The organism is Bacillus atrophaeus (assembly GCF_001584335.1).
Taxonomy (GTDB): Bacteria; Bacillota; Bacilli; order Bacillales; family Bacillaceae; genus Bacillus; species Bacillus atrophaeus.
Genome location: NZ_LSBB01000017.1, coordinates 25,749 through 49,911 on the forward strand (window position 1 = coordinate 25,749; position 24,163 = coordinate 49,911).

Genomic DNA, 24,163 nt, shown 5'->3' on the forward strand with positions numbered 1-24,163 from the left:
TTTATGTCACATTCCCTATTGTAAGAATGTTTTGTAAACTTTTGTAGATGTTTCGCCTCGATTATTGTAAAAGGGTGAAAAAATGAGGATAATGGCGCATGTGTCCGACTTGCTGAATGAGCCTTATTGCTCAGAATTCCTTTGTTGTTAGAAGACAATGTTTTACTTTAGTGTGGCTGGGGTACATTGTTTTATGTAGACACATTGAGCAGGAGGTAATCAACGATGGGAAAAAAAATTGCAGTTGTATTAACGGATTATTTTGAGGATGTTGAGTACACTGAGCCTGCAAAAGCATTTAAAGAAGCGGGCCATGACTTAACAGTTATTGAAAATGAAAAAGGGAAGACTGTAAAAGGAAAACAAGGTGATGCGGAAGTAACGGTTGACGCGTCTATTGATGAAGTAAATCCTTCAGATTTCGATGCGCTTCTCATTCCGGGAGGTTTCTCACCTGACATGCTGCGCGCGGATGATCGGTTTGTACAGTTTGCGAAATCCTTTATGGATGACAAGAAACCTGTATTTGCCATTTGCCATGGGCCGCAGCTGCTGATCAACGCAAAAACGCTTGACGGCCGCAAAGCAACAGGATTTACATCAATTCGTGTCGATATGGAAAACGCCGGCGCGAACGTGGTGGATGAAGAAGTTGTCGTCTGCCAAAACCAATTGGTGACAAGCCGTACGCCGGATGATATTCCAGCGTTTAACCGCGAGTCTTTAAAATTACTCGCCTAACTTAATAAAAAAAGCGGGCGCCCGTGCTGGTGTCCGCTTTTTTGTTGCTTCCGTACTCTGATCAAGAAGATTCCCGGATTATCAGCTCCGGTTTTAAAATAATCCGCTGCTGCTTATGATTCGTATTGGACATTTTGTGGTGCAAAAGGTTTGCCGCCTCGGTCCCGGAACGGCGGGGAAATGAGGAGACCGTTGTTAAAGGCGGGTGGGAAATTTCCGCTTCAGGTACATTATCAAAGCCGACAATATCCACATCCTCACCAGGTATCAGGCCTGCCTGTCTTACCCCTTGCATCACACCAAATGCGATCAAATCGCTAAAGCAAAAAATAGCGGTCGGACGTTTTGAGAGACGAAGAATTTTTGACAGAGCCTCCAATCCTCCTTCGCGAGTAGGGGCACTGTCAATGACAAGTGAATCATCGACTTCTATTCCTGCTTCAAGAAGGGCTGTTTGATATCCTTCCATCCGTTTGACCCACGTGGAAGATTCTCTTATTCCTCCTAAAAATGCAATTCTCTTATGGCCTTTTTGGATTAAATGATTCACAGCACTAAGCGCGCCTTCTCTATAGTCAGCACCTACATAATCACACTTTATTTCAGGTATTTCTCTTACGGCTAATACAACCGGAATGTCCAGTTGTTCTAAGCGGAGGGCGGTCTCTTGGGCCGTTCCCGAGACAGGGCATAGAATCAGACCGCCGACTCGATGTTCCAGCATGGTTGAAATCAAATGGTCTTGCTTATCAATGGAGTCAAACGTTGTTCCCAGAAGCACCGTATATCCGACCTCTTCTAACGCATCGTGGACACCTATCAAAAATTCAGAGAAAAATGTATTGGAAATATCCGTTATGATTAAACCGACGGTAGTAGAACTCTGCGATCTGAGATTGGCGGCCACCCGGTCATAAACATATCCCAGTTCACGCATAGACTGCAGCACCTTTTGACGAGTTGCTTCTGATATCCTCGGATTATTGCGGACAATAAGAGAAGCCGTCGACGTTGAGACGCCGGCATGCTCGGCGACCTGCTGTAATGTGACTCTGCGTTTTTTAGACTGTTTCATACTATGAACTCACCACTTACATTGTATTTTGATACCTATGTTACATCATAACGTAACCATAATAAAGCTGGCTTTCATTAATCAAATTGTTGGCCTTTATAAAGAAATATGTCCTCATGTACGCAGTGAATCAGTAAAAAACGCTCTCCCATGGATGCAGGAAAGCGTTCATCATCAATGTTCATTCCCTCTCCATATCTTTTGGGACCGAGGTTTGGTTAATTTGCTGTATCTGTAGTACAGGAAGGAGGCAGCTGAGATTCCGGCCGCTGCAATAAAGCAATCAAATACAAAGATATGGGCAATACCGCCATTTTTTGCAATTAAACCTGTCGCAATCGGCAAGGCGATAGACGCCAGGCTGGAGGCTGTCGCTACAATCCCGGTCACCGTTCCTTTTCGTTTCCAAAACAATTCCGTCACTGTTGTAATGGTCAGCTGGAAGATGCCTGCTGTTGAAAAACCTAAAAAGAAGGAAGTAACAGTCAGCACGATCGGGATATGAACTGTCAGAATGATCGTAAGCGTAACCAGCGTAATCATTGGATAAAGCAAAATCACCATAACGGGTTTTATCCATTTGTTTAACATCACAGCTAAAAGAAGAACAGAAATGAGAGAGCCGACACTATAGAAGCTGAGTAATTGAATCGAAGCGTCAGCGGACATTCCCGCCACTTCCTGGCCATAGCTAGGCAGCCAGATTTGTGAAACCGTAAATAGAGCAGTAGAAGTAAACCCTATAACAATCAGGGCGGTCCCTTCTTTTCGAAATACCGGTTCAGTCAAAAAGGATGTCAGTTGTAACTCGCCTTCTTGGCCGGCTTGTCCCAGCTTAATTTTCGGAAAAGTTAGCGTGGACAAAAACACTACGTTTAAAAAATAAACAGCGGCCGGAATGAAAAAGGCAAATCCATAGAAGAGATGATGCTTGGAAAGAAACAAAATCATGATCGGCAGAATCGTTGCCCCCAAGGAAACAAATGCCTTCACCATCACATTCGCTGAGCCGGGAGATTTCGGGAATACCTCAGTCAGCCCGGGATATGTGCCCGCATCCATAGCTGAATTAGAAATACCGGCAAGCAAAGCAAACACAAAGGCTAATTCATAACTCGGGGACAAGGGAATGCCGACCAAAAAGATTCCCATGGCCGCAGCAGAAACAACGATTAACGGTTTTCTGCCGAATTTATCTGATAAAACACCGGATATCCCATATGTCAGCAATCTCCCCGCGCCGATTGCCGCGATGAGATAACTGATTCCAGTGCGGTCAGTATCCCATTGTCGGGTGAGGGGGCCCATATTGGAAGCAAGTATAATATTGACCATCCCCAGCAAGAAGTAATTGATGTACATTCCTGACGCAGTTTTCATATATCGATTCTTCATTATTAACCCCCTGTTTGTTCATCATGATAGCACTGCATAATAAAGAATTGATAGAATTCTATCAGGCTTGTTCGGCCTGCATCATTAATAAACATTGCATTTTTTTAGGTGATATAAGCAGCAGAAAGATGATATACCTATTATCGGCGATAATAATGGAACATACAATCCGCTATATTGGAAAGATGCTGCCTATACATCCCTAAAAAAGAGCTAAGAAAACGCGGGATTTAACCCCGGATTTTCTTAGCTCAACATGTCCGATTGTCTGGTTTAAATAATAGGTGAATCCTGCTTTATTCAAACATTTGCTCGTTGATGTAAGCGACAGGCATTTCTTTTCCAGTCCATAATTCAAATGCCATAGCCCCTTGCCAAACCATCATTCCCAAGCCATTAATCGTTTTACAGCCAGCTTCTTCAGCTTGCTCAAGCAGCTTGGATTTTACCGGATTGTAGACAACATCCGATACAATGAGATCAGGGCGGAGCATAGAAACATCCTCAATGACGCTTAACCCTTCAAGCGGTTTCATGCCAACGCCTGTCCCATTGGCTAAAATATCACTTGAAGCGATTTCAGCTCGCAATGTTTCTTGATCTTCAAGCGGGTACACATTTGCTTTGCAGTTGGAATCTTTCATATCTTCATTAATAATGCGCACGTTTTCCACCGCTTTTTCAAAAAACGCGTCGTTACGGGCAAAGATTGAAATTTCAGCAAGACCTTCTAAAGCAGATTGAATGGCGATCGGAGTAGCCGCTCCGCCAGAACCGATCAGCGTCATTTTTTTGCCTGCAATGTCTACGCCATGTTCTTTTAAGTTTCTTACATAGCCCATACCATCTGTGCTGTGTCCTGTCAGTGTTCCGTTATCATTGACAACTGTGTTGACGGCTCCGGAAAATTTAGCGCTGTCAGCTAACTGATCAAGGTAAGGAATGATTTTCATTTTGTTCGGCATAGAAACGTTAAATCCTCTTACGCCTAAAGCGCGCATTCCAGTGACAACGTCTTCAAGCTGTTCATTGCCGACTTCAAATGCTAGGTAAGCATAGTTCAAACCTAGTTTTTTAAATGCTAGGTTATGCATTGTCGGTGATAAAGAATGTCCGATTGGTGTTGCTAAAAGTCCAATTAATTGTGTTTTTCCATTAATCCGTCCAAGCTCTTTCGTCATGATAAAATTCCTCCAGTTCATATGATGGCAAATGATCTATTTTCAAATCAAGCTTACGGATAAGCAAGAAGAAAACGCGAAGATTAAAGGTTTTTGTGCAATATATTCAGTACATCACGCAATTCAGGCACAGGTATTTGGCCTGGCGCGGATGCTTCTTTTCCGGCGCCGAACGTACAAGCTGAACCGAAAATTTCTCCGGCGAGCCTGCTGACAAGGCCTGTCCCTGCCATTGACATCGTAATCAGCGGACGATCGGCGTACTTTGTTTTCATCGTATGTGTGGCATCTAGCAGCACCAGCAGATCTTCCGTCGTTTGCGGCATGACTGCAATTTTTGGAATATGCGCGCCGTACTCCTGCATTTTACGGAGACGGGCAATGATTTCTTCCTTTTCAGGCGTTTGATGAAAATCATGGTTTGACATAATGACGTAAACACCATTGTTTTCCGCTGTTTTCACAACAGATTTCACATCGGATTCATCATAAAATAATTCCACATCTACAAGGTCAATTTGTTTTGTTCTAATGACTGTTTTCAGCAATTCAATATAATAGCTGTCTTCAATTTTTTTATTTCCGCCTTCTTTATGGCTTCTGAAGGTGAAGAGAAGAAGCGTGTCAGGCAGAGCCTTTCTCAATTTTGCTGCCATGCCGGCAACAGCTTCTAAGCGATCGACTTCTTCATATACATCCGCGCGCCATTCAATGATGTCAGGATGTAATGATGTAACGGATTCAGCTTCTTGAAGCAGCTGTTCTTCTGTTGCCGCCATTAAAGGCACGATAATCTTCGGCACACCTTCGCCGATGGTTGTGTTTTTTATCGTAATGGTTTTCATCGCGTAAACTCCTTTTCTATCTCATGACTTGCTTATAGCGGTAACCAATGAATAGTGCTAATAAAATACTAATGACGGCAATGCCGACATCAAGCATAAATACAGAAGTCAGTCCGGCGCTCTTTGAAAGGATGCCGGTAACAAGCGGAATCAGAATGAACGCTAGGCTGGCTGCGGTGTTTACAAATGATGTAATGGTCCCTTTATTGGCAGGGAACAATTCTGCCATAACCGTCATCGCCAATTGGAAGACACCTGCGGTTGATAATCCGATGACAAACGAGCTGATAACAGAAACCGCCGGCTGATGGATAAACAACAGAGCCAATAATGACACAAGCGCAATAGCCGGATAGACAATCATGACAGTAACAGGCTTAATGACTTTGTTTAACAGAACAGCTAATAATAAGACTGAAACAAGCGCCCCGACGCTGTAGTAACTGAGCAATTGTACGGATTGCACCTCAGGCATTCCCAATACTTCTTGTCCGAATTTTGGAAGCCATACTTGAACAAGCACGAATAACGCCGTTGATGTAAAGCCTAAAATAATGATGGCCAACCCTTCTTGCCGCAATTTAGGCTGAGATTTAAATTGGTCTTGCGCCGAAGCGCCTGATGTTCCGGCCGCATCTTTTTGGTTATGGTTCGGAAAAGCGACTTTTAACAGGAAGAATCCATTAATAAAGTAGATAATAGCCGGCAAGAAAAACGTGTATCCGTAAAACAAATCTTTCGCCACAATGAATGAGATGAAAAACGGCAGCAATGTAGCGCCGATGGATACAAAGGCTTTGACCAGTACAGTCGCAGAACTTGCTTTTTTCGGAAATCCTTCAATAAGTGCAGGGTACGTACCTGAATCTAAAAATGAGTTCGCAATTCCCGCGCTGACCGCAAAGATAAACGCTAACGCATAGTTAGGGGCAAGCGGTATGCCGATAAGAAAGATCAGATAAATAAATGATGCCGCAACGACAAATGGTTTTCTGCCGTATTTATCAGACAGCCTTCCAGCCACGGCCAATGAAACTAATTTCCCGATTCCGATCGCTGATACTAAATAGCTGATCCCGGCGGCAGTGGTGCCTAATTGTTTTGAAAGAGATTCCATATTTGAGGCAAGGATGATATTAACCATACCTAATAAAAAGTAGTTGATATACAAACCAATTGCCATTTTTGTGTATTGATTTTTCATGATGACATCCCCTATGTGAATTAATAAAGAATCGAATGGTTTAAAACAGTGTGTAATTAAAGCGCTTTCCTCTTCTGATATAATCCCTGCCTTTCATGTAACTTGGTGATTAACAAGCTGATAAAAACAGAGAGCAGCTTGTTAGGTACATCGTTATACTAAAGAATAAAGAATTTCACTTTGTGAACTAATATCCCAGAAATAAAACGGTCCGTTTGTTGCTTAGCCGATATTTTATTCTGTTTAGTATATCGTTCTACCAAACTCACAGTTATCATACTCCTTCTTTTTATCTATGTCAAACTTGTGAACAAATATTTTTTTATTATTTAAAGTGAGAATTTATTATTTAAACCAGGGCATACAAAAAGACTTACCGGTTTACGGCAAGTCTTTTTGTTATTTGCGAAGAGAGGCAAGTTCTTGAGCGATCGCCTGCATTTCGCTTGGGCTGAATGATGCTTTTTTCATTACCATTTTATGAAGGTAGGTAAGATCCTCAATTTTTTCATCGCTGAAATCTTCCGCTCTGATCACGCCGACATTCAGCATGTTGAGCTTTTGGGAAATCTCTTCAATCATTTGGTTCAATGTCTCTGTGTTTTGGCTGGACAAATGCATCCATCCTTTCTTTAGGCCATATTTGTCCTTTATATTCTAACAGAATTCCCTGAGAAAAAAAGCGCGTTTTCGCAGTGGTTAGTATGTAAGCTGGCGTATCTTTTTAGGGGGCTGTTTCTCCGGCGATTTCCGAAAAGAGAATGATGAGTCCGCAGACCACATAAAATATAAAGCATCAAACCGGCTTGTACAGGACGCAGACAGTTTTAAAAAAATGACGGCATATGGTTGAAAACATTTCGGTTTTCTTACTATGATATCCTAAAGGTTTCTTTTTAAAGAAATGTGGGGAAAGATTAGGGAGGTCATACAACATGATAAAAGTTTTATTTGTTTGCTTGGGGAATATTTGCCGGTCACCCATGGCAGAAGCAGTGTTCAAGGATTTGGCCGAAAAAAACGGTTTGCAAGAGCAGATCAAAACAGATTCTGCCGGAATCGGCGGCTGGCACATCGGCAGCCCTCCGCATGAAGGGACACAGGAGATATTGCGGAGGAAGGGGATCAGCTTTGAAGGCATGCTGGCACGCCAAGTGTGTGAGCAGGATTTGGCTGATTTTGATTACGTGATAGCGATGGATGCGGAAAACATCGGACATTTGAGAAGCATGGCGGGTTTTAAAAAAGCGCCCCGTCTGGGAAGGCTGCTTGATTATGTGAAGGAGTCAGATGCGGCCGACGTGCCGGACCCTTATTACACAGGAAATTTTGATGAAGTTTATCAGCTGGTTGAGTCAGGCTGCCGGAATTTGCTGGAATCCATCAGAAAAGAACAAAATCTGTAATCGAAAACGAAAGGGGTTTTGTATGATGAAAAATGAACGAATGATGCTGAAGAATATGCTGATCGGTGCATCCATCGGCGCCGCGTTGTCTCTTTTTCATAAACCGACAAGGGACGCGTGCGGGTTGAAATGGATGATGTGCAAAAATAAGGTCCGGCTGTATCGGAGCAATCCGGAGCTTTTGAAAAATTCGATGATCACAAAATTGGATGATACAAAAAAGCTCGCCCAATCACTTTCAGATGATTTAGGTTTTTTGAATAAACAAGTAAGCGAATTAAAGAAAACAACACCGAAAGTCATGGAGCTTGTTGAGGAAACCAAGGAGCATTTTTCAAAGAAAACAACTGACAATTGAGCTGAGGTGAGACAGACATGGACTTTATAAAAGAGCTATTCGGGAGATTTACCCTGCATGAAGGGCAAAGCAAATCAGCAGAGCTGGCGTATTTTTTTCTTCTATCTTTGTTTCCGTTTATGATCTTTATTTTAACGCTTGCCGCCTATCTCCCGCTGACATCGGATGACGTGCTCGGAGTAGTGGATCAATATGCTCCGGACGGCGCTATGTCGCTTATACAATCTATTACCGAGCAAACATTAAACAACCGCAACGGCGGGCTGCTTTCTTTCGGAATCATCGCGGCTCTCTGGTCGGCTTCAAACGGGATGAACGCCATCGTCAGAGCGTTTAACCACGCGTATGAAGTTAAGGAAAACCGCTCTTTTATCATTGTTCGTCTAACCTCTATTTTCTTAACGATCGGGATGGTATTTACCATTTTAGTTGCCTTGCTGCTGCCGGTATTCGGTAAGCAGATCGGGCTTTTAACCGCTGAATTTGTCGGCGCGTCTGATATGTTTTTAGCGGTATGGGCCGCGGTGCGCTGGGGAATCAGCCCTTTGATTTTGCTGATCGTATTTTCCGCTTTGTATTTATTCGCCCCGAACAAAAAACTGTCATTGCGTTTCGTATTTCCAGGCGCGCTGTTTGCGACCATTGGCTGGATCGCGGTCAGCACATTATTTTCCTTTTACGTGGGCACCTACGCGAATTACAGTGCGACATATGGAAGCATCGGGGGAATTATCGTGCTGATGATCTGGTTTTACTTAAGCGGGATTTTAATTATTTTAGGAGGAGAAATCAACGCGCTTTTACATAAACGTAAAAAGCTTCCTGATGAAAATCCGGTTGATTCGAGCAACCTATAAACGAACAGGTATTGTTCAATCAGGCATGCGGAGGGATCATCATGACAAAGCAAAAAGGCGGAAGCCATAACAAACAAAATTCGAAAAGCAAACCGAAACAAAAAACGAGCGGAAGTTCCAACGGACAAAACGGTTACCATTAGATACAGAGGGGATGACACCCCTAAAAAAAAGAGCTGGCTTTTAGCGTCAGCTCTTTTTTTAATGGGTGACAGAGTGTGACCCACTATGGGAAGGATGTTTTGTTTTGCCAAAAGCAATAGCAATCCAAACAACTGATAAAACAAAGGTGATGAAGTAAAACAGATTGGCATTTTCAAATATCTGCATATACCAGCCGCCGGCGATCGGACCGATGATGCTTCCGAGACTGAATGAGATACCGCAGAGCAAATTCCCCGCCGGAAGAAGGTGGGACGGCAAAAGGTCGGTCATATAACTGATCCCGAGTGTAAAGGTTGACCCAACAGCCATTCCGGCAATGAAAAAACAGCACCCCAATACATAAGGCGACGGGAACAGACCGGCTGTCAAAAAACACAATGCGCCCGTTAATAGAATGATGAGCAGGACGTTCCTTCTGCCGTATTTATCACTTATTATGCCGAGCGGAAATTGAAACACAATGCTTCCGATGGCAAAAGCCGGCAGAATGAGTCCCACCGCATCAACCGAAATTCCCAGACGCAGCGCGTACACGGGAAAACTGCCGTTTAACGCTGTTTCTAAAAAACCGTAGCCAAAGGTCGGCATAAAGGCGATCCACCCTAAAAGCACAGCCTGATAAAATCGTGAAAAACTATTTTCCGTCCCGGTTTCGTGAGGACTGGTTTCCGGGTATTCATTTTGTAGAAAGAACACAAAAAGCCACGCCAACAGACTGATGCAGCCGGATACGATAAAAGGCAGCGCTGGATTTGACTGAACGAGCGGCACCATGAAAGGGCCCGCGGCAAACCCAAGGCCGAATGACAGCCCGTACAGTGAAAGATTTTTTCCGCGATTTTGTTTAGACGATCTGGAGGTCACCCATGTTTGAGTGGAAAAATGAAGCATGTGATCTCCGATTCCGATTAAAAGGCGCAGGAAAAACCAGATCCAGACGGATTGAAGCCATATAAAGCTGAATAAACTGACAATAACAAGGGCGCCGCCGATCACAATGAGCGGTTTGAACCCAAGCTTTCGAAGCGGCGCCTCCATAAAAGGCGCCGCGAGCAATACGCCGATATATAATCCGGTCGCATGCAATCCGTTTACAGCGGCTGATTCGCCTTGTGTTTCAAAAATAATTGAGATCACAGGCAGCAGCATTCCTTGAGAAAATCCTGAAATTGAAACAAGCAGCACAAGAATAAAGAAATGAAATCGTGACATCGCGTTTTCTCCTTAGATGGGATCTATTCTTGATCGTACACCGATTTCCAAAAGACGGCAACAGGAAATTCGGCACGTGAAGGAGGTGAGGGCTGAAACGTGTGACTTGGTGTAATCATGATGTTTTTTGAGAAGAATAAAAAATAAATCAATATGATAAAAGGAGCCAATCAAATGAATCGTATCTTTTTCATCTTAGTGGCGGCGGGGGTGCCGCTGTCAGTCATCGGCAGTTTGGTGCATTGGCCTGCGGCAATCTTATTTACCATCTATTGTATCACCATTATAGCGCTGGCAAGCTATATGGGAAGGGCGACAGAATCGCTGGCCATTATTGCCGGGCCCCGAATTGGCGGGCTTTTAAACGCGACCTTCGGCAATGCAGTTGAGCTTATCATTTCGATTTTCGCTTTAAAGGAAGGATTAACGGGCATCGTGCTCGCGTCTTTGACCGGTTCTGTTTTAGGAAATTTACTTTTGGTTGCCGGCTTATCGTTTTTTGTCGGCGGTTTGAAATACAAGCGGCAGGTATTCAATATTCATGATGCACGCCATAATTCCGGCCTTTTGGTTTTTGCCGTTATCGTCGCTTTTGTTATTCCTGAGATTTTTTCAATCGGTATGGGGCATACAAGCAAGCTTAATTTAAGTGTCGGCATCAGCGTGATCATGATTCTCCTGTATGTGGCTGCTCTTTATTTCAAGCTTGTCACGCACCGAGGCGTCTATCAGCCGAAAAATGAAACAGCAAAACCTGAGGAAGAGGAACAGCCGGAATGGTCACTGAAAGCGGCTACTGCGGTATTGTTTGCGGCAACCATTGTCGTCGCCTACATTTCAGAAAATCTTGTGCACACCTTCCATTCGGTTGCAGCGCAATTCGGCTGGAGCGAACTTTTTATCGGGGTCATTATCGTCGCCATTGTCGGAAACGCGGCGGAGCACGCGTCTGCTATTATTATGGCCTATAAAAATAAAATGGACGTGGCTGTTGAAATTGCGGTCGGCTCCACATTGCAGATTGCGATGTTTGTTGCACCGATACTCGTCATCTGTTCGCTGTTTTTCCCGACAAGCATGCCGCTCGTCTTTACGCTGCCGGAGCTCGTCTCAATGGTATCGGCGGTGCTGCTGATGATTGCCATTTCAAATGACGGTGATTCCAATTGGTTTGAAGGAGCCACCCTGCTTGCGGCATATGTCATTATGGCGATCGGTTTTTTCCTGCTTTAACCTGAAAAAATAACGGATAACAATGTAGAGGGCGGAAAAGACTAAAGGAAAATGCCATAGAAAGAGTGATATGATGAAAAAGCTATGTAAGGCCACACTCATTGTGTTATTATCCTTTAGTTTTTTCGGCGTTCAGCCTATCCATGCTACAAAACCGTTTAAGATCCCTGATTCTGTTGCAAGCATTTCTAAGGAAAATACGTATCCGAATGCTTCGCAAGATCAGCCGACTCTCCAGCCGAGTAAGCTGGCGCAAGAATTGCTAGATACATCAGAGGTGGCAATTGAAAACCCGCATCTGATTAAAATGTTGAACGAGTCCACCATCTCCGGAACGCCTCTTGCTGTAGGCTACAGGGCGACAGTATTTCTCGGGAAATGGGCGCTCGGGTACGAATCAAACGAAACCGTCGCCAACTGGGAGTACAAAAAAATCAATACAAACCGCGCTGACAACCGAGGCGGAGAGCAAACGGCTGAAATGAGATATTCTCAGGAGCGGCAATTCAGAGTAAAAGGCGATTTGACGGCAAAGGTTCCAAACGCAGAAGATGTCAGAAGCATGATGATGCAAAAAGCCATGAAGAAAACCAGCCTTCCGCTCGCATTTGAGACAGTTGTGGGAGCCGGAACGAAGCGTGACCAAATGTATAAAATAGCAGCCAAAAAACTTGGTTACCTAAACGCTTATGCTCCGGCCGTGAATGAAAAGGGGAAAGTCACATACGGAGAAGTGTACTTGGTGCTGAAAGGCAATAAACGAAAGCTCGTTGTGAAAAATGTCACTTCACAAGGGATCGGCGCTTGGATCCCCGTTCAAGACCACGTCACTTTCAGCTTCCAGCTTTCTGCACAGCCGAGGTAATAAAAAAACTGATTCCGTCTTAAACGGAATCAGTTTTTTATTGGCTTTTGTCAACCCGGATCGCTTCCTCAAGCATTTGTACGTTATGTTGATAAAGCTGACGGACAAGGACCCGTCTTACTGTGAGGCTGGCGCTGAAATAATCCTGATCCTTCACCATGCCCTTCACTGTAAACTCGATCCCGCGATTGATCTTATTCAGGCTTGTAATGCCGTGTACTTGAAACGGTTCTTCCGGGTTTAGAAACTCGTCTCTTTTTAAGGAATCGCGAAGCTCTTGGTTCAGCATATCGCACGCTTCCTCAAGCACGCGATACACGCGCTCGGGATCTTCCTTAAAGCTCACAAGAAGAGACTCAGTAATTCGCATGTAATTAATATTGTAGTTTTCAATTTGTCTGACTTCCCCATTGCTGATGGTTAAAAGCTTCCCGCTCCATTCCCTGATTTGCAGCGAACGAAGGCCGATTTCTTCCACAGTGCCACTGAACAAATTGTTCACCGTCACATAATCGCCTTTATGGAGCTGGCGCTCGTATATTAAGAAAATCCCGGCCACTATATCTTTAATCAGCGATTGGGCGCCAAACCCGATAACGATACCCGCGACACCGGCTCCTGCGAGTATTTTTCCGAAATCATCCACAAACAGTGAAACTACATACAATATAAAGCCGATGGTCGCTGAATAACGGGTAAGCGAACGAACAAGGCTTTCAATTGTTTTCTCTTTCCGTTCTTCAATAAAGTCAGTCCGTTTAAAAAACGCCTGCACAAACCGATTGATGATAAACACACCAACCCAAAGCAGGGCGGCGACAATGAGTATATCGAATGTTTTGCTTTTCAGAATGTCAATAAACGTTTCTTTCATCCGCATCTAACTCCTGGCTTGGCGTACTGAAAAATCTTCATTTTGATAATAACTGTTTTTCACCAGAACATTCGGGCCGAGGCACCGCACATTCGGGCAATGGCAATTCAGCTCTTTAGCCAGCTTCGTTTCTCTCCACTTTTCATAAGCGGAAGGCAGGCTGTCTGTCTGGATATTGCCAAGCGGAGGTGTATCCCCAAAGTCTGTCACAATAATATTCCCATCAAAAATATTTACATTCAGGCGTGAACGGCCATCGGGATCATTTCGCACTGTCACATTTTTCGCCTGGCGCAGCCGCTTTAATAATGTCTGATCTTCTTCATCAGGGCTGCACGCGTAAAACGGCAATGTGCCAAACAGCATCCACGTGTTTTCATCACGCACATCTAGCAGTTTGTGAATGGCTTTTCTCATATCCTTTAAGCTGAGTGAATCAAGTGCACTGGCAAAATCACTTGGATACATCGGATGCACTTCATGGCGCTGGCACTTCATTTCTTCAACGATTTGCCGGTGAATATGCTCGATATGGGGAAGTGTGCGTTTATTCAGCATGGTTTCCGCTGAGACCATTACGCCGGCGTCGACCAAGGTGCGGCTGTTTTGAATCATTTTTTCAAAATATCGGGCGCGCTGTTCGAAGGTCGGTTTTTTATCCATCATCGCAAAACCGATATCGGCAAAATCCTCAACCGTTCCCCAGTTATGGGAAATATGCAGAACGTCAAGGTAAGGAATGATCCATTCATAGCGCTCGATATCAAGCGTTAAATTGGAATTAATCTGTGTCCGCACGCCGCGTTCATGAGCGTATTTTAATAAAGGGACAACGTACTCCTTCACCGATTTTAATGAAAGCATCGGTTCACCGCCGGTAATGCTGATGGACCGAAGAAGCGGAATTTCCTCAAGCCGCTGTAACAAAAGATCTATCGGAAGAGCATTGGGGTCCTTCGGCTGCAGCGTGTAACCGACAGCACAATGCTCACATCTCATATTGCACAGTGTCGTCGTTGTGAATTCAACGTTCGTCAGCTGCATGTCTCCATATTGGTCTACGTCCATATACGCTTCCCACGGATCAAATTGGGGCGTAATCGGACGGAGCTTCGTATTTTGCATCATATCTAACTCCTTTATTATTGGGGCATACTAACGTCTGCCAACTGTTAATTTTAGACCTGATCCACAAAGATCGCAAGGGGCGAAGCCGTTGAAAAACAGGAAAAAATGAGCTACCATTAAAAAAATGAAAGGAGGAGAAAAATGGGGAATGCAATAAACAACAAGGATCAGCAGATTGATTATTTGAAGAACAGACTGGATATGTTTATGAACGTGATTGATTCATTAGACCCTGAATCAACAGACGTTGAAGATATAGACCGCCTCATCAGCATGCTTGACGATCTTGAAGCCAAATATGAACGATTCAAAAAAGATTGGGAATAACCGGGGCGGACGCCGCGGTTTTTTTTATGCCAAAAAACGGCTGTACGGACATACAGACCTGGAAAGAAAGCAATGGTATAAAACAAAGCGCTCTACTGCAAAATAAGAAAAACTGCAGAAGGAGCGCTGACCATGAAATGGATTTGTTCTGTATGCTGCATTGCCGCTTTGCTCACAGGCGGAGTGAGCGGTGCAAAAGCAGTATCAAACGAACCGGTAAACTGGGGATTTAAACGAAGTGTCAATCACACGCCGGCTGACGCGGGCAAACAACTGAACAGTCTGATCAAAAAATATGACGCGTTTTACTTAGGAAACACTAAAGAAAAGACGATCTATTTAACATTCGATAACGGTTACGAAAACGGTTATACGCCGAAAGTACTCGATGTGCTGAAGAAGCATCACGTGACTGGAACCTTTTTTGTGACGGGACATTTTGTTAAAGATCAGCCGGAACTCATCAAACGCATGTCTGATGAAGGCCATATTATCGGCAATCATTCCTTTCATCACCCTGATCTGACAACCAAAACGGCCGATGAAATTCAGGATGAACTGGATTCGGTGAAGGAAGAAGTGTATAAGATTACCGGGAAACAGGACAATCTTTATTTGCGTCCGCCGCGCGGCGTGTTCAGCGAATATGTGCTTCAGGAAGCAAAACGGCTCGGGTATCAAACGGTGTTTTGGTCAGTTGCGTTTGTGGACTGGAAAATCAATCATCAGAAGGGAAAACAATATGCCTACGACCATATGATGAAGCAGGCGCATCCCGGGGCGATTTATCTTCTCCATACCGTCTCAAAAGACAATTCAGAAGCGCTTGATGATGCGATCACTGACTTGAAGAAAAAAGGGTATACGTTTAAAAGCATTGACGATCTGATGTTTGAAAAAGAAATGCGCTTGCCCAAGTTTTAATGCTGATGAAGCCTCTCCCGCAATTAAAGGGAGAGGCTTCTGTTTGATAGCGCGTTATTTTTGTTTTGACAAGAGCTCAACGCTTTTGATGAGAGCGGCCCAGTCCAAATCTCCCCAGCCTTTGTCTATCCCGCTTTCAAAATGAGTTTTTGCAAGCTGGGCTGTCGGGAGCTTGGCGGAGACCTGTTCGGCCGCGGCGAGCGCAAGGTTTGTATCTTTTAATCCTAATTTGAGTTTAAAGCCTGCAGGATCAAATGTCTGCTCGGCCATAATGGTTCCGTAATTCTGGTACACTGGAGAGCCAAAAAGCGCGTTTGTGATTTCTAAAAATTGTTTTTGCTCCAATCCGTACTTTTCCATCATGACAAAAGCTTCTGATAAAGCCTCCAGCATGGAAACAAGCAAAAAGTTGTTCCCGATTTTGGCGACATTGGCTGTGCGGCTTTCTTCGCCGACGTCAAACAATTGCTGGCCTAAGCTTTCAAGAAGCGGCTTCGCTTTTTTCTTTGCTTCCTCAGGACCGGCAACGATGATGCGAAGTGCGGCTTTCTCTGCGGCATCGGGGCGGCCGAGTACAGGCGCCGCGAGAAAGAACTGGCCCTTCTCTCTATGAGCTGACGACAGTTGTTGGGAACATTCGGTACTGATCGTGCTCATGGAAATGTGAATTCCGCTTTCTGATAAGCCTTCTAAAATTCCGTCGACTCCGAAGGTTACGGCGCTGACAGCCTCGTCGTCAGCAAGCATTGTCAGAACGATGTCTGCTGTCTCCGCTGCTTTGCGCGGCGTATCCGCTGTGTGCGCTCCTTTTGATATCAGTTCTTCCGCTTTTTGTTTCGTTCTGTTGTACACAATCAATTCATAGCCCGCTTGTATGACATTTTCGGCGATGGGGCGGCCCATGTTGCCGAGACCGATGATTGCAATTTTCATTTGTATCACTCCACTATAGGTTTTTTCACATTATATATTTAATGGGAAGTGACAGCATTAAAATTGCCTTAGCATGACTCTGCTCATTCTGTATGGTTCGTAACGGTCAACTTCATGTCAGCAGAATCGCCTTCCATCTGTATATCTTTTTTTGAAATCCCGGTAAATCGGATGTTTAGATTTGTTTTAGAGCGGGGACTGAGGGTAAAGGTTTTTGCTTTTATTTTGACATCCTGAGGTTTTATCATTTCTTTATCAAAATAAGGCTGAATCGCTACTTCGGTAGCCTGTTTTCCGTAGTGATTGATTCGGAGAGTACATGTAATATGCACTTTCTTTTGTTCTATTCTATTGTGGCAATAGCTGCGCGGCTGAATGTATTCGACAGCGCTGCTGCCCTCAGCCGGCCTTTTAATGAAAAAAACAATATGTTCAGATAAGGGCTGCAAAGCGGCAGCGGCTGTAAAACTGAGTAATAACAATGTAAAGCCCGCCGCGGGAAGCTTTTTCACAAAATGAAACGAACTCCAAACCCAACCGGTCAAATACAAAACCAGTCCGTAAACCGCGCTAATATGCGAGCCTTTTTTCGTCCAATCTGAAAGGCCGGCCAGCTGAAAAACAAGATCGCCAAGAGTTGTGCCATTGTAAAGGGGGATGGAAGTGAGCAATCCGACCATCATCAGACAGAGGGCAATTACCCCTCTATAGGAAACCATACGTGTCATCCTCTCCAGAGGCTTTTTAATTACCATTATAAGGATGTGGATAAAAAAAGAACAGCCTAAAGCTGTTCTTTACTTAAATATTTTGAACCATCCTTTATGTATAAACCAAATCATCATACCGACAACTACGGCTCCCATTACACCAAGCACGCCAAAATATCCGTATTTCCAGTGAAGTTCCGGCATGTTGTCAAAGTTCATTCCGTAAACGCCGGCAATAAACGTGAGCGGGATAAAAATCGTCGACACGATAGTTAATGTCATCATGATGGCATTCATCCGGTTTGAATTCATCGTCACATAGCTGTCTCTTAAATCAGACGTCATGTCGCGGTTCGACTCGACAAGCTCCGACAGTTTCAACAAGTGATCGTAAATGTCGCTGAAATATGCTTTTGTTTCGCGCTGGTCTTTCACATGATCAAGGCTTAAAATCCGATACAGCAAGTCACGCATCGGAATAATGGTCCGTCTGAGGTGCAGAAGATCTGTCCTCAGGTCAAACACCTCGCTCATCAGCGTGCCGTATGTCTTATGGCTGCGGCTGTCTTCAATCTCATTCAGCCGGTCTTCAATTTTATAAAGCACAGGGAAATACTCATCCACAAGCTGGTCTATCACCATGTATGAAATATGCCCGGGGCCCTTCTTTAAAATGTCCGGTGACGCATAAACACGCTCTCTCACTTTGGCAATTCCGTGTGATTCATGCAAATGAAAGGTAACGACATAGTTTTCGCCATGAAAGATATCAACCTCTTCTGTTTCCAGCGTATCCTGATTCAACGCATGCAGCACATAAAAACGATAGCCGTCATAATGATCAAGCTTCGGCCGCTGCATATGCTGGAAGCAATCCTCAATCGCAAGGGGATGAAAATGAAAAAAATCCCTCAATAATGCGGTTTCTGTTTCCTCAGGCCCGAAAAAATCAACCCAATACCATGCAATATCCGGCTGCTCAACCCGTTCGATCGGTATATTTTTCAGAAGCTGATGCTGTGTTGTGATTGCGGTAATGTTGATCATAAACAACCCTCCGATTGCCATTATATCATGCGGTGTTTTCGAGAAAAGTATACTGTTTTCAATCCGGTTCCCGGGACGTGTTATACTGAACAAAAAAATGGAAAAAGGGTTGATCACATGTGGAAGGAAAAGGTTTCAGTTACACCGCCGTACCATTTTGATCGTGTGTTGGACAGATTGTCGTTAGATCCGCTGAATGCGGTTGATATCAAAGCGCGGAACGTTCGTGTGCCGATCAGGAACCGGGCCGGAGACGTGTGTATTGTGAAGGTGCAAGCGTTAGGCCATGCAGACGAACCTGAGTTTCTTGTCAGCGGGGAAACGGATCAGGAAGACATGATGATGGAAATTAAGCGAATTTTTCAATGGGAGAATGACCTTCGGCACGTACTCGATCATTTCTCGAAAACGAGTCTTTCGGCTATTTTTGAAGAGCATGCGGGCACGCCGCTTGTGCTGGATTACAGTGTGTACAATTGTATCATGAAGTGCATCGTCCACCAGCAGCTTAATCTATCCTTCGCCTACACATTAACGGAACGGTTTGTCCATACGTTCGGCGAGCAGAAGGACGGCGTGTGGTGCTATCCGAAGCCTGAAACGATTGCGGCGCTGGATTACCAAGACTTACGCGATCTGCAGTTCAGTATGAGAAAAGCGGAATATGCAATTGATACATCAAGAATGATCACAGAAGGAATACTCGACTTATCAGAGCCGGCGCAATTGACCGATGAAGAAATTATGAAAAAACTGATCAAAATCAGAGGCATCGGCCCATGGACCGTGCAAAACGTGCTCATGTTCGGACTTGGGCGCCCTAATTTATTCCCGCTTGCTGATATCGGGCTCCAAAACGCAATCAAACGCCATTTTGCTCTCGATGATAAACCGGCGAAAGATGTCATGTTGGCGATGAGCAAGGAGTGGGAGCCGTATTTAAGCTATGCGTCGTTGTATTTGTGGAGGAGTATCGAATGAAAAACGGCTGCCTTTTTGGCAGCCGCAGCTGGAGGTTAATCTAGCTTCACTGTGATGTTTTGGCCTGAATCGTCACTTTTAACAGGGAAAAATGCAATTTTTAATTGATGGATATCTTCCGCTTTTCCACTGTATACAGCTCCTATCACACCTTCGTTTTCTGTGTGCGGTGCGAAAACATGATCATTGCCTTTTAGTATATTATTATCAGCAATTGTCAGCTTTTGTCCGTTATCTGTTTCTACAGATTCGATACCTTGCCAATCAATTTGTGTGTCTCCTGTATTCTCAGCTTTATAAGTGATCTGAATGTATCGAAGCGGTTCAGTCACTTTTTGATCTGTCATTCTTTTAAAGAGTTTCAGCTGGAAGGGGCTGATATTTGTACGTGACAGCAATTTTACTTGGTCGACAGTAATCGTTAAGGGCTTCATTGCTGTCTGTTTCTGGACATCAGCAATTTTGTCTAATGTCACAATTTCTCCATTGTCCTCGGTGGATGTTTCACCGGGCTTGGAAAGAATTTTATGCCCGCTGTCTTGGCTTGAATCATCTGTTTCATTGTCGGTATCCATCGGCTTATCACTTTCCTGAACCAGCTGATTCTTAAGATCAACAAATCGAATTGTCGGCTCGCTGCCGTCGTAGTAAGATGAATGCGTATACAAAGCGCGAAGAAACTGATCAAAGACAATCGCCAATAGACCATTTTCCATGGATTTTCCGTCTGAATTATTAAAGGTGACAACGACTGTATTGTTCTTTTTCACATCCGCTTCTTTAATCACTTTTTCTCCATTGGAATTGGCTTCTGTCATTTTTTCAATAGCTCCGTTGAAATCCTTTTTGGAAATGCGGATTTTTTTCCATTCTTCTTTTGTAATGCTGTTAAAACCCTTTTTCAGCAAATCTAAGTTTTTGCTTTCGTCTACTTCTTTTGTTTCTGCTTTAGCAGAGCTTTCGCTTCTGTTTCCGCAGCCTGCCGCGCTGAACATCAATCCCAATGCACAGACAGCAATTAGAAATTTCCTCATCGAATCCCTCTTTTATCAAATAGTATACTTAAGGTGTATCGGTTAACTTACTGATTTATTGAGTAAATTTGGAAAAGCATTTGAAAAATATGAAGGATTTCCGGTATGCGTGTTATACTAAAGAGATGTGATAGAACACAATATCACTTTCTGTAACTTGCAGAAAGCTTTATATAGAAACGGAGAGAACAACGTGAACCAACAAAACAAAAAGGCGCCCGTCGAACTAAAAGTCGGACAAACCTTTCCGCTGACCATTAAGCGTCTCGGCATTAACGGGGAAGGCGTCGGTTACTTTAAGAAAAAGGTCGTTTTTGTCCCCGGCGCACTGCCTGGTGAAGAGGTTGTGGTCCAAGCGACGAACGTTCAGCCTAAGTTTTCGGAGGGACGGGTTAAAAAGATTCGCAAGCCTTCGGAGCATCGGGTCACACCGCCTTGTCCGGTATACGAGCAATGCGGCGGCTGCCAGCTTCAGCACCTTGCATACACACAACAGCTTCGGGAAAAACGCGATATCGTGATCCAGTCTCTTGAACGACATACGAAATTTAAAGTTGAAGACATGAATATTAAAGAAACAATCGGAATGGACAATCCGTGGAATTACCGTAACAAAAGCCAATTCCAGATCGGACGCTCACAAAGCGGCAGCATCATCGCCGGTTTATACGGGATGGATTCCCATAACATTGTGCCGATCAAGGACTGTAAAGTTCAGCATCCGGCCACAAACAAAACAACAGGCATCGTACGCCGGATTTTGGAGGACTTCAATGTATCTGTTTATAATGAACGGAAACGAAAAGGCGACGTCCGCACCATCGTGACAAGAGTCGGTTTTGAAACAGGCGAAGTACAGGTTGTGCTGATTACGTCCAAAGAAACGCTTCCCCATAAGGAAGAAATCGTCCAAGCCATCCAAAAGCGCCTGCCGGAAGTCAAATCGATCATTCAGAATGTGAACGGAGCAAAAACATCTGTTATTTTCGGAGACAAAACAAAAGCACTTGCCGGAAACACGGTGATCCAAGAAGTGCTGGGCGATGTTTCATTTGAATTGAGCGCCCGCGCCTTCTTCCAGCTCAACCCGGAACAGACCGTCAAGCTGTATGACGAAGTGAAAAAAGCAGCTCAATTGACAGGGAAAGAAAAAGTCGTTGACGCCTACTGCGGCGTCGGTACCATCGGCATGTGGGTGGCGGACGGAGCGAAGGAAGTCCGCGGCATGGACGTCATCAAAGAATCGATTGACGATGCCAAGAAAAATGCCAAAAAACACGGCATGACAAATGCTACGTACGTAACAGGAACAGCTGAGCACTGGCTCCCGAAATGGACGAAAGAAGGCTTCCGCCCGGACGTCGTCATCGTTGACCCGCCAAGAACCGGCTGTGACACTACGTTCCTGGATACGATCAAAAAAGTTAAACCGAAACGCTTTGTCTACGTTTCCTGCAATCCATCAACATTAGCGAAAGATTTGCAGACGCTGTCGAAGGATTACCGAGTGGAGTATATTCAGCCTGTGGATATGTTTCCGCAGACGGCTCATGTCGAAGCGGTTGCGCAGCTTGTATTGAAATCATCTAACTAAAATAAACAATTCCTAATCAGATCTGGATTTCGGTAAAATAAACAATTCCGATTTCCGGGTCTTTTTCATGCGCAAACCTTGCCCCTTCCAGTCTTTTCTTGATCTTCTCTTCCTTCTTTTATCGGAAAACTATATTTTAACTGCAACGGTTGAATGCAGGTTGGAGAGGTCTTATTTAGGAAATGTTTAATCCACATTCAAAAGATGGTTCATGGGTGATTGTTTGGTATTCTACTGATGAAAAAAAGGATTTAAAGGGGTTGGCTAAGTATTTAATTAGTAATGGTTTAGTACCTAAAACTAAGTCTGGAAAGTATTGTAGTATCTCCTTTAAATATGACGAACAAACTCGAAATGGTGAATATGGCGAACAATTTAATGCTTCCATTTCTCAGAAGGATCTAATGGATTTGAATACAGGGAACTTCTTTTAAAAGAATATTTTTGGGAAGGGGAGCTATCTTTTATTCTAGTATTCCGTTTTTCATTCAGTTTCTTTCAGAACTGTCACTTACCCATACAATTTCAAGTTGAAATCAGTGAAATGCGGGACATAGTTATTTTATAACAGAAAATAGGAAGGCAAATTTAGTATTAATAAAAAAGTTACAGGAAGCTAAATTGGGATGTGAATAGAATAAGGATGCTTTCACTTGAAGAGTATATTTCATAAAGGAAAAAGGAAGATCGATGAATGAATTTGATATTGATTCAAAAGCTCAAAATATGCAATTGTGTATGAACTATATTTTCTAATATTTCAATCAATATCTAGATGCTTTAAAGTGGGATGAAAAGACAGTGCTTAAAAAGTATAAAAACTCCCTTTGCCATTATGAATCTGAAATTCAAGAACATTTCATACTTTGCCTTTACTGCTACACCAAAGCCAAAAACAATAGAGAAATTTGGGATCTTGCAAATAGTATACTCCATATTGTTGTTTTAAGTATACGAGAAGTCTCTATTGAATCAATAAATATAAAATGTAATAAATTTACATAAATGTTATATAATAGTAGTGTTATTTTTCAAGTGATTGGGGTGTATATAAAGTGAGTATTAATATTGATAATCCACTTATATGGGAAAATGAAGACAGTTTTAAAACTGCTATTGTAACTAATTTTGTAGAATATTTAGAGGTCTTGAAATTAATCAGGAAGAACGATAATGAGTTGTGGTTTAGAGGACAACCAAATGCAAGTTATAGATTAATCCCAAGTGCGTTAAGATATGCTTACGAGACTGAAAACCAATATGGTGAGTTAGTGGAGCCACAAATCGTTAGTTACAATACTAAGGGTAATAGAGTAGCGTATATTAATATAGAAAATATGATAAATGAGTTTAAAGAATTGACCGAGGGTTATTTCAGAATTAAGCCTGATAATGATTTGGAGTGGTATTTTCTTGCTCAACATTATGGAATTCCAACTACTTTGCTTGATTGGACAACGGATCCTTTAGTTGCCTTGTTCTTTGCTACCACTAATAATGATAGTAACAACAATACGTCGATTGAGGAGGCAATTAATGATTATAAAAACAATCCCTTTAGTGAATTAGGTGCTTCAATATTTGTTATCGACCCAGGTAGAATAAATGAAAGATTATCACCTTTTTTTAAAGGTGGTAATCCTGATAAACCTGTTGATTTTCCATTAGATACATATGAGAGTTACTCTATTATAGAAGGATATTTAGGAAGAAATGATAAATATCTAACCCCTTCTTGTATTAAAGGAACTCCAATTGATAAGAGAATATGTAGACAATCAGGTAACTTCACTGTACATGGGTTCAATATTTGGCCAATAGATTTTTATTCTAGTATACAAAGAGATATATATAAGATATTTATTCCAAATGTTTGTGTAAAGGAAATGAAAGATATGTTATATATATTAGATGTTTCAGATGAATCAATTTATGGGAATTTTGAGATAGATTCTATTTCTAGAGGTATAAGAGAAGAACATGTAGGTGAATTTAGAAAGAGTATAGATAAATTAAAAGATAAATACTATATAAAGAATTCCTAATATCACTTTTATGTTAATTGGCATGAACA

Annotated in this window: 25 protein-coding genes; 12 read left to right on the forward strand and 13 right to left on the reverse strand. The window is 43.1% G+C overall.

Annotated features, from left to right (window positions below):
• Positions 1-225 precede the first annotated feature (225 nt).
• On the forward strand, positions 226-741 hold the full coding sequence (locus tag AXI57_RS08245) for a type 1 glutamine amidotransferase domain-containing protein (RefSeq protein WP_003328639.1): 516 nt from the start codon (positions 226-228) through the stop codon (positions 739-741).
• Positions 742-802: 61 nt separating this feature from the next.
• Here AXI57_RS08245 and AXI57_RS08250 read toward each other — a convergent pair whose 3' ends face one another.
• From AXI57_RS08250 to AXI57_RS08275, 6 genes are all read right to left on the reverse strand, one after another.
• On the reverse strand, positions 803-1,816 hold the full coding sequence (locus AXI57_RS08250; protein WP_003328640.1) for a LacI family DNA-binding transcriptional regulator: 1,014 nt from the start codon (positions 1,814-1,816) through the stop codon (positions 803-805).
• 174 nt (positions 1,817-1,990) lie between these two features.
• On the reverse strand, positions 1,991-3,211 hold the full coding sequence (locus AXI57_RS08255; RefSeq protein WP_061669786.1) for an MFS transporter: 1,221 nt from the start codon (positions 3,209-3,211) through the stop codon (positions 1,991-1,993).
• A gap of 296 nt (positions 3,212-3,507) precedes the next feature.
• Positions 3,508-4,392, reverse strand: coding sequence for a shikimate dehydrogenase (locus tag AXI57_RS08260; RefSeq protein ID WP_061669787.1), 885 nt, complete (start codon positions 4,390-4,392; stop codon positions 3,508-3,510).
• An 83-nt stretch (positions 4,393-4,475) separates the two neighbouring features.
• Positions 4,476-5,237 (reverse strand): type I 3-dehydroquinate dehydratase, encoded by a 762-nt coding sequence (gene aroD / locus AXI57_RS08265; protein WP_061669788.1) that lies wholly within the window; start codon positions 5,235-5,237, stop codon positions 4,476-4,478.
• A gap of 16 nt (positions 5,238-5,253) precedes the next feature.
• Entirely contained in the window at positions 5,254-6,441 is a 1,188-nt protein-coding gene (locus AXI57_RS08270; RefSeq protein WP_013390438.1) for an MFS transporter, read from the reverse strand.
• Positions 6,442-6,840: 399 nt separating this feature from the next.
• Positions 6,841-7,056, reverse strand: coding sequence for a DUF1128 domain-containing protein (locus AXI57_RS08275; RefSeq protein WP_004430468.1), 216 nt, complete (start codon positions 7,054-7,056; stop codon positions 6,841-6,843).
• 320 nt (positions 7,057-7,376) lie between these two features.
• On the opposite strand from AXI57_RS08275, the gene AXI57_RS08280 reads away from it, so the two are divergent.
• From AXI57_RS08280 to AXI57_RS08290, 3 genes are read left to right on the forward strand one after another with little or no spacing between them, the layout of a single operon-like run.
• A complete protein-coding gene (locus tag AXI57_RS08280; protein ID WP_061669789.1) occupies positions 7,377-7,847 on the forward strand; it encodes a low molecular weight protein-tyrosine-phosphatase in 471 nt (156 codons plus the stop codon).
• Between the two features lie 25 nt (positions 7,848-7,872).
• Entirely contained in the window at positions 7,873-8,205 is a 333-nt protein-coding gene (locus AXI57_RS08285) for a hypothetical protein (RefSeq protein ID WP_004430473.1), read from the forward strand.
• 17 nt (positions 8,206-8,222) lie between these two features.
• Entirely contained in the window at positions 8,223-9,062 is an 840-nt protein-coding gene (locus tag AXI57_RS08290; RefSeq protein ID WP_061669790.1) for a YihY family inner membrane protein, read from the forward strand.
• 201 nt (positions 9,063-9,263) lie between these two features.
• Here the strand turns inward: AXI57_RS08290 and AXI57_RS08295 are convergent, their stop codons facing one another.
• The gene (locus AXI57_RS08295) at positions 9,264-10,439 is read right to left on the reverse strand and encodes an MFS transporter (protein WP_061669791.1); all 1,176 of its coding nucleotides are present in this window, start codon (positions 10,437-10,439) and stop codon (positions 9,264-9,266) included.
• 174 nt (positions 10,440-10,613) lie between these two features.
• Here AXI57_RS08295 and cax point away from each other — a divergent pair, with 174 nt between their 5' ends.
• Positions 10,614-11,672: a calcium/proton exchanger gene (cax, locus tag AXI57_RS08300; protein ID WP_004430481.1), complete on the forward strand. Its 1,059-nt coding sequence runs from the start codon at positions 10,614-10,616 to the stop codon at positions 11,670-11,672.
• 70 nt (positions 11,673-11,742) lie between these two features.
• Positions 11,743-12,537 (forward strand): YfkD famly protein, encoded by a 795-nt coding sequence (locus AXI57_RS08305; protein ID WP_010787950.1) that lies wholly within the window; start codon positions 11,743-11,745, stop codon positions 12,535-12,537.
• A 37-nt stretch (positions 12,538-12,574) separates the two neighbouring features.
• Here AXI57_RS08305 and AXI57_RS08310 read toward each other — a convergent pair whose 3' ends face one another.
• Both AXI57_RS08310 and yfkAB read right to left on the reverse strand, forming a co-directional pair.
• A complete protein-coding gene (locus AXI57_RS08310) occupies positions 12,575-13,417 on the reverse strand; it encodes a mechanosensitive ion channel family protein (RefSeq protein ID WP_141292194.1) in 843 nt (280 codons plus the stop codon).
• The gene (gene yfkAB / locus AXI57_RS08315; protein ID WP_010787952.1) at positions 13,418-14,539 is read right to left on the reverse strand and encodes a radical SAM/CxCxxxxC motif protein YfkAB; all 1,122 of its coding nucleotides are present in this window, start codon (positions 14,537-14,539) and stop codon (positions 13,418-13,420) included.
• A 141-nt stretch (positions 14,540-14,680) separates the two neighbouring features.
• Here yfkAB and AXI57_RS08320 point away from each other — a divergent pair, with 141 nt between their 5' ends.
• Positions 14,681-14,866 carry an SE1561 family protein gene (locus tag AXI57_RS08320; RefSeq protein WP_004430493.1) on the forward strand — a complete coding sequence of 62 codons (186 nt, stop codon included), beginning with the start codon at positions 14,681-14,683 and terminating at the stop codon, positions 14,864-14,866.
• A gap of 132 nt (positions 14,867-14,998) precedes the next feature.
• A complete protein-coding gene (gene pdaA / locus AXI57_RS08325) occupies positions 14,999-15,790 on the forward strand; it encodes a delta-lactam-biosynthetic de-N-acetylase (protein WP_004430495.1) in 792 nt (263 codons plus the stop codon).
• 54 nt (positions 15,791-15,844) lie between these two features.
• Here the strand turns inward: pdaA and AXI57_RS08330 are convergent, their stop codons facing one another.
• From AXI57_RS08330 to corA, 3 genes are all read right to left on the reverse strand, one after another.
• Positions 15,845-16,723, reverse strand: a complete 879-nt coding sequence (locus AXI57_RS08330; protein ID WP_061669793.1) for an NAD(P)-dependent oxidoreductase — start codon at positions 16,721-16,723, stop codon at positions 15,845-15,847.
• An 83-nt stretch (positions 16,724-16,806) separates the two neighbouring features.
• Positions 16,807-17,442, reverse strand: coding sequence for a hypothetical protein (locus tag AXI57_RS08335; RefSeq protein ID WP_061669794.1), 636 nt, complete (start codon positions 17,440-17,442; stop codon positions 16,807-16,809).
• A 78-nt stretch (positions 17,443-17,520) separates the two neighbouring features.
• Positions 17,521-18,480, reverse strand: a complete 960-nt coding sequence (gene corA / locus AXI57_RS08340) for a magnesium/cobalt transporter CorA (RefSeq protein WP_004430503.1) — start codon at positions 18,478-18,480, stop codon at positions 17,521-17,523.
• Positions 18,481-18,597: 117 nt separating this feature from the next.
• Here corA and AXI57_RS08345 point away from each other — a divergent pair, with 117 nt between their 5' ends.
• Positions 18,598-19,461 carry a DNA-3-methyladenine glycosylase family protein gene (locus AXI57_RS08345; RefSeq protein WP_061669795.1) on the forward strand — a complete coding sequence of 288 codons (864 nt, stop codon included), beginning with the start codon at positions 18,598-18,600 and terminating at the stop codon, positions 19,459-19,461.
• Between the two features lie 35 nt (positions 19,462-19,496).
• Here AXI57_RS08345 and AXI57_RS08350 read toward each other — a convergent pair whose 3' ends face one another.
• Positions 19,497-20,495 (reverse strand): hypothetical protein, encoded by a 999-nt coding sequence (locus tag AXI57_RS08350; RefSeq protein ID WP_174522100.1) that lies wholly within the window; start codon positions 20,493-20,495, stop codon positions 19,497-19,499.
• A 193-nt stretch (positions 20,496-20,688) separates the two neighbouring features.
• On the opposite strand from AXI57_RS08350, the gene rlmD reads away from it, so the two are divergent.
• From rlmD to AXI57_RS08365, 3 genes are all read left to right on the forward strand, one after another.
• Positions 20,689-22,089, forward strand: a complete 1,401-nt coding sequence (rlmD, locus tag AXI57_RS08355) for a 23S rRNA (uracil(1939)-C(5))-methyltransferase RlmD (protein ID WP_061669796.1) — start codon at positions 20,689-20,691, stop codon at positions 22,087-22,089.
• 182 nt (positions 22,090-22,271) lie between these two features.
• On the forward strand, positions 22,272-22,523 hold the full coding sequence (locus AXI57_RS08360) for a hypothetical protein (RefSeq protein WP_174522101.1): 252 nt from the start codon (positions 22,272-22,274) through the stop codon (positions 22,521-22,523).
• A 621-nt stretch (positions 22,524-23,144) separates the two neighbouring features.
• Positions 23,145-24,134 carry an FRG domain-containing protein gene (locus tag AXI57_RS08365; protein WP_061669797.1) on the forward strand — a complete coding sequence of 330 codons (990 nt, stop codon included), beginning with the start codon at positions 23,145-23,147 and terminating at the stop codon, positions 24,132-24,134.
• Positions 24,135-24,163: the final 29 nt, after the last annotated feature.

Coding starts and splice junctions, on each gene's coding strand:
- cax (WP_004430481.1), top strand. CDS start 10,614: ATGAATCGTATCTTTTTCATCTTAGTGGCGGCGGGGGTGCCGCTGTCA.
- corA (WP_004430503.1), bottom strand. CDS start 18,480: ATGATCAACATTACCGCAATCACAACACAGCATCAGCTTCTGAAAAAT.
- AXI57_RS08335 (WP_061669794.1), bottom strand. CDS start 17,442: ATGGTTTCCTATAGAGGGGTAATTGCCCTCTGTCTGATGATGGTCGGA.
- AXI57_RS08350 (WP_174522100.1), bottom strand. CDS start 20,495: ATGAGGAAATTTCTAATTGCTGTCTGTGCATTGGGATTGATGTTCAGC.
- AXI57_RS08290 (WP_061669790.1), top strand. CDS start 8,223: ATGGACTTTATAAAAGAGCTATTCGGGAGATTTACCCTGCATGAAGGG.
- AXI57_RS08250 (WP_003328640.1), bottom strand. CDS start 1,816: ATGAAACAGTCTAAAAAACGCAGAGTCACATTACAGCAGGTCGCCGAG.
- pdaA (WP_004430495.1), top strand. CDS start 14,999: ATGAAATGGATTTGTTCTGTATGCTGCATTGCCGCTTTGCTCACAGGC.
- AXI57_RS08245 (WP_003328639.1), top strand. CDS start 226: ATGGGAAAAAAAATTGCAGTTGTATTAACGGATTATTTTGAGGATGTT.
- AXI57_RS08310 (WP_141292194.1), bottom strand. CDS start 13,417: ATGCGGATGAAAGAAACGTTTATTGACATTCTGAAAAGCAAAACATTC.
- AXI57_RS08260 (WP_061669787.1), bottom strand. CDS start 4,392: ATGACGAAAGAGCTTGGACGGATTAATGGAAAAACACAATTAATTGGA.
- AXI57_RS08345 (WP_061669795.1), top strand. CDS start 18,598: ATGTGGAAGGAAAAGGTTTCAGTTACACCGCCGTACCATTTTGATCGT.
- aroD (WP_061669788.1), bottom strand. CDS start 5,237: ATGAAAACCATTACGATAAAAAACACAACCATCGGCGAAGGTGTGCCG.
- yfkAB (WP_010787952.1), bottom strand. CDS start 14,539: ATGATGCAAAATACGAAGCTCCGTCCGATTACGCCCCAATTTGATCCG.
- AXI57_RS08280 (WP_061669789.1), top strand. CDS start 7,377: ATGATAAAAGTTTTATTTGTTTGCTTGGGGAATATTTGCCGGTCACCC.
- AXI57_RS08305 (WP_010787950.1), top strand. CDS start 11,743: ATGATGAAAAAGCTATGTAAGGCCACACTCATTGTGTTATTATCCTTT.
- AXI57_RS08295 (WP_061669791.1), bottom strand. CDS start 10,439: ATGTCACGATTTCATTTCTTTATTCTTGTGCTGCTTGTTTCAATTTCA.
- AXI57_RS08360 (WP_174522101.1), top strand. CDS start 22,272: ATGTTTAATCCACATTCAAAAGATGGTTCATGGGTGATTGTTTGGTAT.
- AXI57_RS08285 (WP_004430473.1), top strand. CDS start 7,873: ATGAAAAATGAACGAATGATGCTGAAGAATATGCTGATCGGTGCATCC.
- AXI57_RS08320 (WP_004430493.1), top strand. CDS start 14,681: ATGGGGAATGCAATAAACAACAAGGATCAGCAGATTGATTATTTGAAG.
- AXI57_RS08330 (WP_061669793.1), bottom strand. CDS start 16,723: ATGAAAATTGCAATCATCGGTCTCGGCAACATGGGCCGCCCCATCGCC.
- AXI57_RS08270 (WP_013390438.1), bottom strand. CDS start 6,441: ATGAAAAATCAATACACAAAAATGGCAATTGGTTTGTATATCAACTAC.
- AXI57_RS08255 (WP_061669786.1), bottom strand. CDS start 3,211: ATGAAGAATCGATATATGAAAACTGCGTCAGGAATGTACATCAATTAC.